At 46.1% G+C, this 15,428-nt stretch carries 12 protein-coding genes and 1 tRNA gene; 4 read left to right on the plus strand and 9 right to left on the minus strand.

The genetic code is table 11. The features are described 5' to 3' along the window. Nucleotides 1-2: 2 nt before the first annotated feature. Nucleotides 3-635 (plus strand): AhpA/YtjB family protein, encoded by a 633-nt coding sequence (locus Q5L94_RS12615; protein ID WP_317498742.1) that lies wholly within the window; start codon nt 3-5, stop codon nt 633-635. Here the strand turns inward: Q5L94_RS12615 and Q5L94_RS12620 are convergent. Further along, complete coding sequence (locus Q5L94_RS12620) at nt 592-1,389, minus strand: TatD family hydrolase (protein ID WP_317498743.1); 798 nt, start codon at nt 1,387-1,389, stop codon at nt 592-594. The genes Q5L94_RS12615 and Q5L94_RS12620 overlap by 44 nt on opposite strands. Before the next feature lie 5 nt (nt 1,390-1,394). After that, nucleotides 1,395-2,984 (minus strand): peptide chain release factor 3, encoded by a 1,590-nt coding sequence (gene prfC, locus Q5L94_RS12625; RefSeq protein ID WP_317498744.1) that lies wholly within the window; start codon nt 2,982-2,984, stop codon nt 1,395-1,397. Between the two features lie 154 nt (nt 2,985-3,138). On the opposite strand from prfC, the gene Q5L94_RS12630 reads away from it, so the two are divergent. After that, nucleotides 3,139-4,854, plus strand: a complete 1,716-nt coding sequence (locus Q5L94_RS12630; protein ID WP_317498745.1) for a methyl-accepting chemotaxis protein — start codon at nt 3,139-3,141, stop codon at nt 4,852-4,854. Here Q5L94_RS12630 and Q5L94_RS12635 read toward each other — a convergent pair. The 7 genes from Q5L94_RS12635 to Q5L94_RS12665 all read right to left on the minus strand — a co-directional run bounded on the left by Q5L94_RS12635 (nt 4,847) and on the right by Q5L94_RS12665 (nt 9,994). Further along, nucleotides 4,847-6,046, minus strand: a complete 1,200-nt coding sequence (locus tag Q5L94_RS12635; RefSeq protein WP_317498746.1) for a phosphopentomutase — start codon at nt 6,044-6,046, stop codon at nt 4,847-4,849. The two genes, Q5L94_RS12630 and Q5L94_RS12635, sit on opposite strands and share 8 nt — an antisense overlap. Next, on the minus strand, nt 6,043-7,383 hold the full coding sequence (deoA, locus tag Q5L94_RS12640; protein WP_317498747.1) for a thymidine phosphorylase: 1,341 nt from the start codon (nt 7,381-7,383) through the stop codon (nt 6,043-6,045). Before deoA ends, Q5L94_RS12635 begins: the two co-directional genes overlap by 4 nt. A 4-nt stretch (nt 7,384-7,387) precedes the next feature. Further along, entirely contained in the window at nt 7,388-8,134 is a 747-nt protein-coding gene (gene deoC / locus Q5L94_RS12645; RefSeq protein ID WP_317498748.1) for a deoxyribose-phosphate aldolase, read from the minus strand. 15 nt (nt 8,135-8,149) lie between these two features. Beyond that, nucleotides 8,150-8,590 (minus strand): ribosomal protein S18-alanine N-acetyltransferase, encoded by a 441-nt coding sequence (rimI, locus tag Q5L94_RS12650; RefSeq protein WP_317498749.1) that lies wholly within the window; start codon nt 8,588-8,590, stop codon nt 8,150-8,152. Continuing rightward, nucleotides 8,577-8,897, minus strand: coding sequence for a hypothetical protein (locus Q5L94_RS12655; protein WP_317498750.1), 321 nt, complete (start codon nt 8,895-8,897; stop codon nt 8,577-8,579). The genes rimI and Q5L94_RS12655 overlap by 14 nt, the downstream gene beginning before the upstream one ends. A gap of 67 nt (nt 8,898-8,964) precedes the next feature. Further along, nucleotides 8,965-9,041, minus strand: a tRNA-Trp gene (locus Q5L94_RS12660). Nucleotides 9,042-9,136: 95 nt separating this feature from the next. Continuing rightward, entirely contained in the window at nt 9,137-9,994 is an 858-nt protein-coding gene (locus Q5L94_RS12665) for an HDOD domain-containing protein (protein WP_317498751.1), read from the minus strand. An 85-nt stretch (nt 9,995-10,079) separates the two neighbouring features. Here Q5L94_RS12665 and Q5L94_RS12670 point away from each other — a divergent pair, with 85 nt between their 5' ends. Both Q5L94_RS12670 and Q5L94_RS12675 read left to right on the plus strand, forming a co-directional pair. Beyond that, nucleotides 10,080-11,807, plus strand: coding sequence for an autotransporter assembly complex family protein (locus Q5L94_RS12670; protein WP_317498752.1), 1,728 nt, complete (start codon nt 10,080-10,082; stop codon nt 11,805-11,807). Further along, on the plus strand, nt 11,804-15,187 hold the full coding sequence (locus Q5L94_RS12675) for a translocation/assembly module TamB domain-containing protein (RefSeq protein WP_317498753.1): 3,384 nt from the start codon (nt 11,804-11,806) through the stop codon (nt 15,185-15,187). Before Q5L94_RS12670 ends, Q5L94_RS12675 begins: the two co-directional genes overlap by 4 nt. Nucleotides 15,188-15,428 lie beyond the last annotated feature (241 nt).

Raw genomic sequence — 15,428 nt, forward strand, 5'->3', positions numbered from 1 at the left:
TCATGCGACTAACAGAATCCAGGCAATGGCAAAGAGTAAGAGGCACTTTGCTTAACAACAAAACCAAAGCCATTATTCGTATTATGACCAAACGTGCACTACGCTTAGCCGCTGCCGCAGGATTACTGCTAATCATTATTAATGTATGGAATATTGCCAGTGTCCAGTCGCAACAGCAACTTTTCTCACAAACTCAGTCGGTAACCCAGCTTATGATAGATCAAGCCGAGCACGAAGCTCGTTATTGGCTTGAACATCAAAATACTGAACGCTTAACAGCTCTGACTGATAATATAGCGAGCCACCCCGAAGTCATGGCGGCCACCATTCGTAACCGCTTTGGCGAACTGCTCGTTCACAGTGGCGTTGACTCATCTATTATTGATTGGCCCACTAGCGAAGACATTTCTGACCCTTGGGTACTGGTTGAAGAGATTAACCTGGAAGACGATGTGAGTGGGTATTTACAGGTCATTTTCGATAAAAATTTATTATTGAAGCAAAGCCAGACCGCCCATAACGGCCTGATGCAACAAGGTAAACTGTTACTTCTTTTGGCTATGCTGGCCGGTGTGTTTATTATGCTTGGCTTTAACCGGATACGAGATCGTTACTGGCAGGTTGAGCATCATTAAACAGCTCACAACTGTTCTTCCATAAAGCTTCGCTAAGTGAGCCTTTATCAACTTCTCTCAACTCAGCTAGAGCGTCGAGAACCTGTGCAATCCTCGCCGGTTCATTACGTTCGCCCTGATGTCCGCAAATAGGCATATCCGGTGAGTCTGTCTCAAGCACCAGAGCCGATAGCGGTATTTTGGCTATTGTCTGGCGTGTTTTTTGTGCCCGGGTGTAAGTAATTACTCCGCCAACTCCCAGCTTATAACCGCAATCAACAAACTTCATAGCCTGCTCATAGCTGCCGCTAAAAGCGTGTATAACGCCTTGCTCAGGACCATATTGTTTGACTAACGGATGAGTTGTCTCCAGAGTTTTACGATGATGTATAATGACTGGCAGGCGATAGCTCTTCGCTAATTTCAGTTGTTCAATAAAGAGCTCGCGCTGCAGCTCGGAATTATCGCAGGTAGCATCCAGCCCTACTTCGCCCACTGCTCGTAATTGCTCATGTGGATTATCTAAGGCTTGCTCAAGCTCTTCCAGGTGCTTCAGATTATGTTGCTGAATAAACCAAGGATGCAAACCTAAAGCAAAGCGCCAGCTTGAGAACTGATTAACTAACTGCTGCAGCCGGGGCCATTGCTCAGCGCTAACACCCGGCACCATAAAACGTTCAACTTCGGCCTTGGCAGCCGCTTCTAAAACTTGCTCCCGGTCCTCATCAAATGCCTGAAAATCAATATGGCAATGAGTGTCGTAAAGCGTATTCATAAGTTTTAGTGTTCCCGTGTGTGAGTAAACTCAATATCAGGATAACGCTCTTCTGCCAGGCTTAAGTTCACCATAGTCGGGGCAATGTACGTCAGGTTATCACCACCATCTAAGGCCAGATTCGCTTCTGCTTTACGACGAAACTCATCCAATTTCTTCTCGTCTTTGCTGCTCACCCAGCGCGCTGTCGCAACGTTAATGTTTTCGTACATGGCATCCACTTTGTACTCTGTTCTCAAACGATGAACGACCACATCGAACTGCAGAACCCCAACAGCACCGACAATCAAGTCATTGCTGATAAGCGGGCGGAATACCTGCACGGCACCCTCTTCGGATAACTGCACTAAGCCTTTTAATAATTGCTTCTGCTTCAGTGGATCTTTCAGACGGATACGACGGAAAAGCTCAGGCGCAAAGTTCGGGATACCACTAAACTTAAAGTCTTCGCCGGCGGTAAAGGTATCGCCGATTTGAATGGTCCCGTGGTTATGAAGACCAATGATATCGCCCGGGTAGGCTTCCTCCACGTGCGAACGATCACCCGCTAAAAAGGTTAATGCATCACTGATGCGCACGTCTTTACCTGTGCGAACCTGACGCATTTTCATACCTTTTTCATATTTACCGGACACAATTCGTAGAAAAGCCACACGGTCCCGGTGACGCGGATCCATGTTCGCCTGAATTTTAAAAATGAAGCCAGAGAAATTTTTGTTGTCTGCACTGACGCTGTCTTGTTGATCGGTTTCACGAGGCTGAGGTTTCGGTGCCCAGTCAACCAGACCATCCAGCATATGATCCACACCGAAGTTACCTAAAGCCGTACCGAAAAATACCGGGGTTAATTCGCCAGCGAGAAATAGCTCTTTATCAAAGGAGTTTGATGCCCCATTTACTAACTCGATTTGCTCACGTAGCTCGTCTGCCCAGGCACCTAGCTTCTCATCTAACTCAGGGTTATCAAGACCTTTTATAACGGTCTCTTCCTGAATTCGATGCCCCTGTCCGGTTTTATATAAAATCGTTTCATCTTTAAGAAGGTGATAAACCCCTTTAAAGTTTTTGCCAGAACCAATCGGCCAGGTAATAGGAGCGCACATAATTTTCAGAACATCTTCTACTTCATCCAGTAACTCAAGCGGGTCGCGAATGTCACGGTCGAGTTTGTTCATAAAAGTGATAATAGGAGTATCTCGTAAACGAGTAACTTCCATCAGTTTAATGGTTCGGTCTTCGACACCTTTCGCCCCGTCAATAACCATTAAACAAGAGTCGACAGCGGTCAGGGTACGGTAAGTATCTTCTGAGAAGTCTTCATGTCCGGGAGTATCTAATAGGTTTACCAGGGCATTATTGTAAGGAAATTGCATTACAGAGGTCGTTACCGATATGCCACGCTCCTGCTCCATTTGCATCCAGTCTGACTTTGCATGCTGACCAGACTTTTTGCCTTTTATCGTTCCCGCTTTTTGGATCTGCTGACCGTGCAGCAAGACCTTTTCAGTAATCGTGGTTTTACCGGCATCGGGGTGCGAGATAATGGCAAAGGTACGACGTTTCGCGACTTCATTCTGCAAGCTGGATTCAGACATCAACAAGACTCTTATTGGTTAAATTTAACTATATTGCTTATTTTCGCTGATCTGCTGCCGATACACAAACCATGGATTGTTATAATCTTAGATCGATGCGGTACTAACGTCTAAAGGATAGCATTCCGAACCTGTACTAAACTACAAAACTGACATGAACAACCCGAGTAACCTGCACATGCAACTGACGATAAAAGCGAAAGTATTTTCTCTGGCACTTATCCCCCCGGTAGTTATTGCCGTGTTCTTAACCTGGTATAACTTATCTCAGTCGACAACTGTCGGGCAAAACGCCGTTGAAGAATTCACAACGCAAATTGAAAAAGACAGTAGAGAAGAGCTCTCTAACTATCTGAAGTTAGCAATTACTTCTATCCAGCACCTTGTAAAAGATACTTCCCTGGGGTCGCTTCAGGAAAGGCAAGAGCGCGCAAAGCAAATACTACGGCAATTACGTTTTGATGACTCTGGTGATGTGGGTTATCTCTTTGTTTACGACCGGCAGGGGGTCAGTATTGCTCACGGCGTTAATCAGAGCCTTGAAGGTAAAAACCTGTTCGACTTTCAGGACCCAAATGGGGTCTACCTTATCAGAAAGCTTATTGAAGAAGCAGAAGGTGGCGGCGGTTTCGTCAAATATGACTGGCAGAATACTCAGCAGCAAGTCAATCCGAAACTTGGTTATGCCAAGCTACTAAACGAGTGGAACTGGGTAATAGGTACTGGCTTTTGGACAGCCGGAATGGAGCAGGAAGCCACCAGAATTGAAAATAATGTTGATGAAGCACTTGCGGATGCCGTTGTTGAAACCATCATAGCCTCAATTATTGCATTACTTATTATTGCCGCACTGGCATTGTTTGTGGTTAAAGGAATTACTAAGCCACTACGTAACGCTCTTAACGCTATGGAACGAATTGCAAAAGGTGACGGTGATCTCACCCAGCGCCTTGATACGACCAGCCAAGATGAAATGGCTGCTCTTGGGCAGGCCTTTAACGATTTTGCCGATCAGGTTTCCGATATGGTCACCAATATCCGTCATTCCGCGAGTTCCGTGAGCCGCTCCACTCAAAAGCTGGACAAAGTTCTGGTTGGCGCTCGTGAGGGGGTTACCGAACAGCAGGCAGAAAGTGAACAGGTAGCAACCGCAATTAACGAAATGTCGACAGCCTCTCACGAAGTGGCCCGTAGCGCCAGCGAAGCGTCATCGGCAGCTGAGCAGGCGGAAGAATTAGTTCATTCCAGTAATCATCTGCTGACCAAAGCCGTTAATGTCATTCACGGCCTGGCAGAAAAGGTTGAGAACGGCGCATCAGAAGTTGAGCAGCTAAACGCCCATTCAGCGAAAATTGGCTCCGTGCTTGATGTTATTCGCGGCATTGCCGAACAGACCAACTTACTGGCGCTTAACGCGGCAATAGAGTCGGCTCGGGCAGGTGAGGCAGGCAGAGGTTTTGCGGTTGTTGCAGACGAGGTTCGAACTCTGGCAAAACGAACTCAGGACAGCACTCACGAAATTGAATCTATGATAGACCAACTGCAACAAGGCAGCAAAAAAGTGTCCAGTGTCATGGCTTCAATAAAAGAAGGCAGTAAAACCAGTGTCGCTGAAGCAGCAGAAGTGGAAAATGCCCTGGCTAAAGTTCTGGAAGCGGTAAACACCATTAACACGCAGAACGCACAAATTGCGACTGCTGCGGAAGAACAAACATCGGTTTCGGAAACCATTAACCAAAATATGACCGCAATTGTCGATATTGCGAAGCAAACCGCAGATGGCACTCAACAAGCCGGAGAGCATATGAAAGAGCTCAGTAACACCGCTGCTCAACTTGAGAACAACGTTAAGCGGTATCGTGTTAGCTAAGCTGAATCGCCTTGCCTTCTTCCATTGCGGGTAAGTCAAATAGACGACACAGTGTTTGCCCTAAATCGGCGAAACTGTGTCGTTTCCCCCGGCTCCCCGCCCGCACGTTTTGACCCGACAGTAATACAGGAATAAATTCACGGGTATGATCGGTTCCCTGCCAAGTGGGATCACAGCCATGATCAGCGGTTAATACCAAAACATCATCCGGTTTCATTGCCGATTCAATAACAGGCAACCATTGGTCGAATGCTTCCAGTTCCCGGGCATAACCATCAATATCTCGCCGGTGTCCGTATAAGGTGTCAAAATCCACTAAATTAGTAAAAATTAATGTGTTCTCAGGGGCTTTCTCCATGGCGTTTAATGTCGCCGTTAAGAGCCCGTTCAGCCCCGAAGCTTTGACTGACTCGGAAACTCCCTGTCCGGCAAAAATATCCGAAATTTTACCGATAGCAATAACCTTACCGCCTTTATTCTGAAGCTTATCCAACACCGTCGGCTTAGGTGGTGAAACAGAGTAGTCTTTCCGGTTCGCTGTACGCTCAAAGCTTTCGGCGTTGTCACCAATAAAAGGACGCGCAATAACACGACCAATATTATACGGCTCTATAAGCGCCCGAACCTTCTCACATAACTGATACAAGCGATCCAGACCAAAATGCTCTTCGTGCGCGGCTATCTGAAACACGGAATCGGCAGAAGTGTAAAAAATAGGATAACCGCTACGGATGTGCTGCCCACCCAATTGCTTTAGGATTTCAGTGCCCGAGGCATGGCAATTACCAAGATAACCGTCGAGTTCGCAGGTCTTAAGAATTTGAGCTAACAATTCATCAGGAAAACTGTTTTCTTTATCACGGAAGTAACCCCATTCGAAATGCACCGGAACACCCATTAATTCCCAATGACCAGAGGGCGTGTCTTTTCCCGACGAGAGTTCTGCAGCACAGGCATAAGCACCATTAGTTGCCACTTCCTGAAAACCTTTGGCATAGGTGCCTGTCGCTTCTTTATGAGCTTCAGCTAAACCCAGCCGGATCAGGTTAGGTAACTGCAGGGATTGCCCCTGCTGGTGCCTGGATTCAGCAATATGGCCAAACGTATCAGCGCCTTCATCATCAAAATTGTCGGCGTCGGGGGCTGCACCAATACCAAACGAATCTAATACCAGAACAATGGCTCTGCTCATTCAGTCTCTCCGGCTATGCGCTCATAGATAACAGAGTCGGGCTCCGGCGGGTTAGAGGAAAAATTCAAAGCTTTCAGTATGCTATCGGCAGCCTCTTGCCAGTCCGACTCGTTACTGGCATGCACTGTTGCTATAACAGTATCTGAGTCCACTTTCGATCCAATGGTCAGAATATTGGTCATGCCAACGCTTAAATCCAGTGTGTCATCAGCTTTGCGCCGACCTCCGCCTAAACAGACAACCGCCATTCCCAGTTCTCTTGTGTTCACTCCAGATAAATACTGCCCGTGATATTCAGCAGGAAGCTTTAACGGTTTTATCAGGCTTGCCTGAGGCAGGTACTGGTCGCTTTTCTCCAGAAAATCGTGAGGCCCACCCAAAGAACTGACCATTTTTGCAAAACGTTCCGCCGCCAAACCGTTTTCCAGCACGTTTTCAACCATAACCTCAGCTTGGTCCGTATTTTTAGCCAAGTTTCCCGACACAAGCAACTCAGCAGATAACGCTTTTGTCACCTGATGCAGGCGTTTATCCCTACGCTTTCCCGTTAAATAATCGACGGCTAACTGGACCTCAACCGCATTACCGGCAGCGGAACCTAAAGCCTCGTTCATGTCAGTAATAAGCGCCGTGGTTTCCACTCCCAATTTACGACCGACACTCACCAGGCTTTGTGCAAGCTCTTTAGACTCTCGGTAATCTGGCATGAATGCGCCGTTACCGGCTTTAACATCCATAACCAAACCATCAGGGCCTTCCGCCAGCTTTTTAGCTAAAATGGAAGCCGTAATTAACGGAATAGATTCCACTGTCGCAGTCACATCACGCGTTGCGTAAAACCGGCTGTCAGCCGGCGCCAGGCGCCCTGTTTGTCCAATAATGGCTACGCCAGCCTGCTTAACCGTATCGCGAAAACGTTGATTATTCGGCGCGGTTTGATAGCCGGGAATAGCGTCAAATTTATCCAGCGTGCCGCCGGTGTGCCCCAGACCTCGCCCGGAAATCATCGGAACATAGCCACCACAGGCCGCGACAATAGGACCCAGCATTAAACTCACGACATCACCGACACCGCCGGTTGAGTGCTTATCCAATACCGGACCATTTAAATTGTCCTGCCGCCAGTCAAGAACATCGCCCGAGTCTCGCATAGCAACGGTTAAAGCTGTTTTTTCCTGCGCCGACATACCACGAAAATAAATCGCCATAGCCAGCGCCGCTATTTGCCCCTCACTGACGCTGTCATCGCAAATTCCGTTAACAAACTGCTGAATATCGATGTCGGATAAACTGACAGCATCACGTTTTTTGCGAATAACCTCTTGCGCCAAAAACATACACTTAAACCTTAACCAATAGGCTTTGGAGATCCTGCAACAGGCTACTGGCTCCAATGCGGAAGTTATCAGCGGTAACCCAGTCTTCGCCCATAATCCGCTCAGCTAGTTCGATATACTGAACCGCATCATCCAGTGTCCGGATACCGCCTGCGGCTTTAAAACCACAATCTGTTTGACTGGATTTAATGACCCCCAGCATAGCTTCAGCCGCTTTTAAGGTGGCATTTACCGATACTTTGCCAGTTGAGGTTTTAATAAAATCGGCGCCGTTAGCAATAGCCAGTTCACTGGCCAGGACGATTTTGTCGTGCTGCTCCAATTCGCCTGATTCAATAATAACTTTCAATTGAGCTGAATCGCCGCAGATGTCTTTGCATTCCCTAACTAACTCAGCCGGTGTGCTCTCATCACCTTGCAATAAAGCCTGATAAGGCAGAACCACGTCAATCTCGTGTGCGCCAGCCGCTATAGCGCGCTCGGTTTCAGCGGCAGCGCGAGCGACATTGGTACTGCCGTCAGGAAAGTTAGTAACCGTAGCGACTTTGGTATCCAACCCCTGCTCGTTGAAAAACTGGCGAGCCAACGCCACCCATTCAGGAAACACACAAACCGCAGCGACACTTTTTTTATTTATCGAGGCTCGTTGGCATAAGTCTCCAATTACCTTGCGGGTATCATCGTTATTTAACGTGGTTAAATCCATAAAGGACAAAGCCTGTAGTGCCCTTACCTGTTGTGTTGATGGCATAATTACTCCATTTGGTTATTCGCTTTCCCAACGCATAACTAACGCGTCTTCGCGCCCGTCGGCGGCTGGATAATAATTGACTCTGCGCCCTACCGTATCAAATCCATTGCGTTCATATAAGCGGATTGCGGCAGCATTGGAAGCACGAACTTCCAGAAACACAACGCAGTGTTTCTTTTCAGCATAGTCTAATAAGTCCTGCATGAGTTTGTAACCAAAGCCCTGTCCCTGAAAGTCAGGATCCACAGCAATGTTGTGCAACGTCAATTCATCGGCAACTAACTGGCTAATAGTAAAACCAATAACCCGTGAGTCGCGTAATAGCCGCCGACAACGATATTGTTCGCCATAACTTTCGCTAAATACAGACCAGGACCAGGGGGTACTATGTGCTTTTTTTTCGACCGAAAATTCAAGCTCGCTGGGTCGAAAATCCTCAATGTTAAAGCTTTGCATGTGCCAGTTGCTGCCAGAGGGACTTTTTTGTTTCAACCAGAACGGAACCGTTAAGACTCTCCGTGTAATCGAAACACAAGTCTGGAGTTTTAGAGGGGGCTTTTATAGCAACCGGGCGTTGTCCGAGATACAAGCAAAGGTCATCAAGCCAACCGGGCAGAGAAACAGGCAACTCATTCTGTCCACGTAAATAGAGAGGACCCAGACGATAATAAAATACCGATGCCGGCGCACTTTTCTTTTCCCACACGGGAATACCCATAACTTGTAATGCGGCGCGTTGTTGACTGGTCCATTCTGGGAGCATGACGATTACCGTTGAAAACAGATAAATGCAGTTTACTCAAGCTTGGGAAGGATAGCCAGCTAGAAACTGGCAGGGGCGGAGGGATTCGAACCCCCAACCGTCGGTTTTGGAGACCGCTGTTCTACCAATTGGAACTACGCCCCTAACGCTTGAGCAGAGAATTATACCGACACCCAGTATTCAGACAAGCGATATTTACGGCTTAACCGACCGTTTGCAGATAAATTAAACAATTATGGCTAGGCTTCTATGTCAAAAAGTTCCTCATGAACAATCTCCAGCATCTCATCCACTTTAAACTCATCAATTTGAAAATGCTCAAGTACGCCATCCTGAACATACTGCCATTCTTCTTCTCCGGCCAAACTTCGTGTTCTCAAATCAATTGCGTACCGCGATATTTTTAGTATTCCCAATAAGTCGAGGGTTAAATTGTCGAGTTCGCTGGAATGATTGAAAATTGAACTGTCTTCGAACAAGTAATAAATAACTTCAACAACTATTTTTGGCAACTTCCATTGTTGTGCCAGCAGCGCACCGATAGTGGTATGTGTGGTCTGAAAGCGCTCCTGCTCTTTGGCCTGAACTTGCTGCCACGGAGTGCTTTCTGCAGCATTGAGTAAGTCGGCATAATCATCGAACTCAGCCAGCATCACCGGTATTCCCGAGCTCTGAAAAAGACCCAGCATATAAGCATGATCTCTCAACTCCGGCCGCCCTATGGCTTCAGCGATCATCACACAGGCGCTGGCAACCCACTCGTTATAACGCCAGAACTCGCTGAGATCATAGTCAGATGCCAAAGCCGACTTAAGCGCAACGGCCCGGACAATTGGAAATACCCGACGAAAACCAAGCGTCATAACGGCCTGCTGAATTGAATCGACTTCTCTCGCTCTGCGATAGGCGGCAGAGTTGACAACCTGCAAAACAGCAGCCGCTATACTCATATCAGCCGAAATAGATTCAGCGATAACGGTAACATCCGGCTCACTTTTTTTGGCTTCACGACTCACAGTTAGCAATGTTTCTGGGCGAGGTGGAATACTCACTTTTTGTAACAACCGTTTTTCTGCTGTCGTAATTTCTATCGCCATAGCGTCTCCGGATTGAACCAATGATTTACATGAAATCTTAAAGCATGCGATTATGTCTTAACTTTTTGTCTGGTATAACACTTCAATGCGTTACTTTCGACTTATTCTTTTCAGTTTTAGCATACTTTTCAGTGAACTGGCTCTCGCTTCAGTTGAAGTTGAGGTCTCCGGCGTTGAGGGAGACGAGTACACCAATGTTATGGCGCTATTGCAAATAGCCCGTCTGGATAAAGACAAGAGTTATGCCGACTACAGAGTTAGATATCTGCACCGACAAGCCACTGCCGATATTAAAAAAGCACTCCGCCCTTATGGATATTATCAGGTTGAAGTGAATGCTCAATTAGAAACCGTTGACGAAGGTTGGTCAGCCGCCTATCAAGTTGAACTGAATGACCCAGTACGAATTGCTAAAAATATGTGGGAAATTCAGGGCGATGCAGCTGAAGATAAGGCGTTTGACAACATAGTAGATAATAGCAATCTCAAGGAAAAACAACGTTTTATTCATAGTAGTTACGAACAAGTTAAGTCCAGGTTACTATCATTAGCGAGTCAACGCGGCTATCACGATGCTCGCTTTATAAAACATAATGTCGAAATTGATATAGCAGAAAACACCGCTGATATAGACGTCCTTTTTGATTCCGGAAAACGCTACCAGTACGGTCAGGTCACTTTTGAACAAGATATACTTGACAATGAATTACTCCATCGTTTTGTTCCTTTTGAACGCGGTGAAGGCTACAGAACCGAGAAACTCAGTCAATTACAAGTGGCATTGGGTGACAGTGGATACTTTTCTCAAGTTCAGGTCAGTCCTGACTGGGGAAGCGCCGAAGAGCACGCAGTACCTATCTCTGTCAGTTCCGAACCTAACTTCAGAAACCAGTACCAATATGGTGTTGGCTACGGTACTGATACCGGGGCACGCATTAGTGCCAGCCTTAACCGCCGCTGGGTAAATACCCAAGGACATCAACTTCGGGGAATAACGCAATTATCTGAAGTAGAAAGCCGAATTGGCGCGAACTACATTATTCCGGGAAAAAACCCACAGTCAGATTACTACCAGATTCGGGCGGAAGCTTTTGATAAAGACAATGAAGGACAAACTAACCGACTCTATCGCTTTGGTGCATCCAGCATTGTTGCAATGGATAAATGGCGACGCGAGTATGGGTTAAACTGGCAGCGTGATGACTTCGAAATTGGTGAAAGTTCAGGAACCAGTCAGTTTTTAATTCCACAGGCTAGTTGGAACTACATGACAGCCGATGGAAGGTTGAATATCGACAAAGGCTTTCGCTTTGATGTGACTTTAAAAACAGCAAGTGAAGCACTATTGTCCGATGCCGATATGGCCAGCGTGGAACTTGGCTTTAAAGCGGTTGTCCCTGTTACAGAAAATATACGTTTTCTCGCCAGAGCCGAAGCCGGCGCTACCTATATAGATGATTTTGATCAGCTACCTCCCTCGCTACGCTTCTTCGCTGGGGGAGACAACAGCGTGCGCGGCTACGCTTATGAGCAATTAGGACCAGAAGACGATACAGGAACCATTTTGGGTGGCCGTTATTTGGCTGTTGCCAGCGCGGAAATTGATTATCGATTTAAGGAAAATTGGCGTGTCGCTTTATTCACAGATATTGGTAATGCCATGATTGAACCCAATGAAAAGCTTAAACAAAGTGTTGGATTCGGAATTCGCTGGATTTCACCAATCGGCTCGGTTCGCCTGGATCTGGCCCAGGCAATAGATGAGCCAGATAAGCCCTGGCGCCTGCACTTTACTTTAGGTCCCGATTTATGAGCATTTATCGTTGGTTGGCCATTACAATTCTTGTTCTGGTTGTTTTAGTTCCTCTACTGGCTGTCAGCCTGGTTGGCAGTGAAGCTGGCAGCCGCTGGATACTAACTCAGGGACAAAAATATCTAGCGGTAGACATCCAGTACAAAGCATTTCATGGAACCCTGCTGAATGAGTTTGAGTTTGAAAATTTTCGTTTTGAAAGTGAAACTTTTTCCTATACACCGGACAAGTTAGTCATAAACTGGGCTCCTTTAGCTTTGTTGTCCGGTGTTATCCGAATAGATAATATCGAAAGCCTTGGTGGCGAGATCCGTCTTCGTGCAGCTCAGAGTCCGAGTCAGGATGCTGATTCTGAATCCTCCTCTATTGAAGACATAAAAATTGAGCTGCCTTTAGATGTCAATTTGCGAAACTTGCTGGTTAAGGAAAGCCGTTTTTTTATTTTAGAAAACCCTTCGCAGGAGCTAACGATTGACGCATCAGCCAGAGTTAATGCAGATGGCCAGCTTAATATCAGACAGCTTCGTATGGAGCACCAATACCTAACCACCGCGATTTCCGGAAAAACTAAATTATCTTACCCTTTTAAAAGCGAGCTTGAGAATAACACCCATGTGCACTCACCAGACTTCCCTTCTCTTAAAGTAAAAACGGAGATAACTGGCGACATTCGGTCTCTGACGACAAATAGTGAGCTGTCCGAGGGACTTGTGGGTGAAATTACCGCTAAAATCTATAACCCTTTGAAGAAGCTTAGTTGGCAATTTGACAGTAATTGGCAGGAAAATAACCTGACCCAATGGCTGGCAAGTGTCGGAGCCGACCAGGTTGAACTGAGTTTAGGCGGAGATATACGTGGTGAAGGCAGATTAACACAAGCCAATATAGAGCCTGACATAACTGTCACAGTTAACCAACAGACAATGGATATCGACGGAGCCGTTAGCTATCAAGACAACATAATAAACTTCGCACCACTCAATGTGTATTCTAAAGGCGATATCCAGGGACAGTTAACCTTGCAGGGAAACGTTTCTTCACTATCTACGACTCCGGTAATTGATACTTCAGTAAGCTGGGAAGAAATAACCTACGAACCAAACGGTATCAACAGCCACGAAGGCCGGTTACAGGCCAAAGGCGAACTGGATGAACTTGCAATTAATTTAAGCAACAAGCTGTCTGGCCTGCTGGAAGAAAACTTAAAGCTTGTTACTGAAGCTAAACTTAAGCCTGACAGCCTAAGTATCTTAAGTCTGGAACTTACTCATAATGATGAAACTGTCAGTGGCAAGGCCTATATCAATTGGAAAGACAATCTATCTTTAACTACGGATATTTCGGGTGAATATCAACAGCGGACGGTCAATGCAGAAGTGAAACTGCGTTTGTCAGAGCCCTACTTATTTGTTGATCAGTTCAATGCTAACTGGGGAGCGCAGTCGCTTGTAGCTGAAGGGGCGCTCAGCCCCGGCAAAAAACTCGCCTGGCAAGTAACGTCTAAAGATTTAAGCGAACTCTCTGACGTTAAAGGCGAGGTTGTAGCTACCGGTGATATTAGTGGGCAACTAAACCAACCAAAGTTTGAAATAGGCGTTAATAAATTCAACCTGAAGCATCCTGACTACAATGCTATTAGCTTAAACCAACCTATAACAGCAGGTTTTAACTATGAAGACGTCACGTTCAATACTACGCCAGTCTGTCTTACTTACCAGGGGATAGGTAATCCCTTCTGCCTTAAATTAGAACAGCAGGACAAGGTAATAAGTTTCGATGCTAATGCCAGAGAAGTTCCGCTGAACTTACTGCAGGCTCTTGTATTACCCGACGTCGCTTACAAGCTAACGGGAGCCATATCAGCTGAGGTTGCCGGTTCTTTCGATTCTGAAAATATGACGTTGCAGAAGCTTAACGGAGTTATTAACGCTGATAACAGCCAAGTGGTGGCCGGTGAAGAAAAAGTGACTTTAAATCAGCTTAGCTTAACCGCCAAAAACCGTGATAACGAAGGTATCGATATTGGAATGACGGCGGCAGCTGAGGAAATAGATTTTAACCTATCAGGGAAACTTACTATCGAAGAAATAGCTCCTGACAGCCCTCTTTCCGGAAAGGTTTCATTAAATTCTAAAAGTTTAGAGTTGCTGAATTTATTAGCGCCGCAAGTGGATATTGGCGATGGGAGTACACGCGCTGAACTCAATATTGCAGGCTATTTAAATGATCCAAGTGCTTCAGGAACAGTTAACCTTAACGCAGACAGAATCATTGTACTAGCCAGTGGCACATTAATTACTCAGCTAAATGCAAAACTAAAGGCAGACGCAAATGTTGGCGAATTTACAGTTAATGCAAACGGAAAAATCGGCGAAGGCGATGTTACTATTGAGGGTGAGCTCAATGCGTTTAAGCGAGCAGGTAACCTAACCATAAATGGTAAAGACCTATTAATTTTAGATACCCCGGATCTTCTCCTTGTTGCATCACCTGATATTTCTCTAAAGCTTGAGAAAGATCTTGTGTTCATTAGGGGCAATTTACATCTACCTAAAGCTCGAATAACGCCAGTGAATTTAGATCAAGCTGCCACGGAGTCGGCTGACGTTACTTTAAAGAATGTACCCAAAACTCCTCCTTTGTTTTCTACTAATACAGATATAACACTAAGTTTAGGAGAACAAGTTCGTGTCGAGGCTTTGGGTTTTGCCGGTAACTTAAAAGGTAAACTACAGATTACACAACAACCCGATTCCGCTGCACGAGGTAACGGCAGCATAGGAGTCGTATCCGGTGATTACGAAATTTACGGACAAAAACTGGCTATTGAACGCGGTGACCTGCTATTTAACGGAGGTCCTTTAGATACCCCATCTCTAAACCTTAAAGTTACACGTAATATTGAAAAAACAGGTATCGACGAGCAACCGCCTGAGAAAATAGGAGCTCGAGTTACCGGTACTATAAGCCGACCTGAGTTAAGCCTTTTTTCAACACCGCCTCTTCCCGACAGTACTATCCTCTCGTACCTGTTATTCGGAAAGCCGCCAGGTAGCCAGGGAGATGCAAATAACCTCGAGCTGCAGGCCGCATTATTAGTTGGTGGCCGTAGCGCCAAGTTTCTAACCGAAAGCATAAAAGACACTTTTGATTTAGATGAAGTGTCACTGGATTCTGAAACCAGTGATGTCAATGATACCTCTTTGTATATAGGTAAATACCTCTCTCCTCGTCTGTACGTTAAATATGGAATAGGTTTACTAGAACCAACTTCTACTTTCATATTGCGTTACACACTGTCTGAGAGATTACTTTTTGAATCGACCTCAACCACTGAAGGTCAAGGTGGCGATTTAATATATACTATCGAAACTAAATAACTCCTTTCGCTTTATCGCCAAAAGTCGTTTTTTATTCGCCTGATGCAATTACATGACAGATGAGATAGTCATAAACAACGCGCTCGGGGTGTATTGAGAGACTTTGTGTAAGGGGCGCTGGCTATTCACAGCACCCCTGAGGGCAGAGCTGGCCGTGGAACAGGCATAAAAAAACCCCAGCCGGTTGGGCTGGGGTTCTCTATTTGTAGTCTGGCGGTGACCTACTCTCGCATGGGGAGAC

The sequence above is a fragment of the Idiomarina sp. Sol25 genome, from assembly GCF_033052775.1.
In the GTDB taxonomy this organism is placed as follows: Bacteria; Pseudomonadota; Gammaproteobacteria; order Enterobacterales; family Alteromonadaceae; genus Idiomarina.

Coding starts and splice junctions, on each gene's coding strand:
- Q5L94_RS12615 (WP_317498742.1), top strand. CDS start 3: ATGCGACTAACAGAATCCAGGCAATGGCAAAGAGTAAGAGGCACTTTG.
- Q5L94_RS12620 (WP_317498743.1), bottom strand. CDS start 1,389: ATGAATACGCTTTACGACACTCATTGCCATATTGATTTTCAGGCATTT.
- prfC (WP_317498744.1), bottom strand. CDS start 2,984: ATGTCTGAATCCAGCTTGCAGAATGAAGTCGCGAAACGTCGTACCTTT.
- Q5L94_RS12630 (WP_317498745.1), top strand. CDS start 3,139: ATGAACAACCCGAGTAACCTGCACATGCAACTGACGATAAAAGCGAAA.
- Q5L94_RS12635 (WP_317498746.1), bottom strand. CDS start 6,046: ATGAGCAGAGCCATTGTTCTGGTATTAGATTCGTTTGGTATTGGTGCA.
- deoA (WP_317498747.1), bottom strand. CDS start 7,383: ATGTTTTTGGCGCAAGAGGTTATTCGCAAAAAACGTGATGCTGTCAGT.
- deoC (WP_317498748.1), bottom strand. CDS start 8,134: ATGCCATCAACACAACAGGTAAGGGCACTACAGGCTTTGTCCTTTATG.
- rimI (WP_317498749.1), bottom strand. CDS start 8,590: ATGCAAAGCTTTAACATTGAGGATTTTCGACCCAGCGAGCTTGAATTT.
- Q5L94_RS12655 (WP_317498750.1), bottom strand. CDS start 8,897: ATGCTCCCAGAATGGACCAGTCAACAACGCGCCGCATTACAAGTTATG.
- Q5L94_RS12665 (WP_317498751.1), bottom strand. CDS start 9,994: ATGGCGATAGAAATTACGACAGCAGAAAAACGGTTGTTACAAAAAGTG.
- Q5L94_RS12670 (WP_317498752.1), top strand. CDS start 10,080: ATGCGTTACTTTCGACTTATTCTTTTCAGTTTTAGCATACTTTTCAGT.
- Q5L94_RS12675 (WP_317498753.1), top strand. CDS start 11,804: ATGAGCATTTATCGTTGGTTGGCCATTACAATTCTTGTTCTGGTTGTT.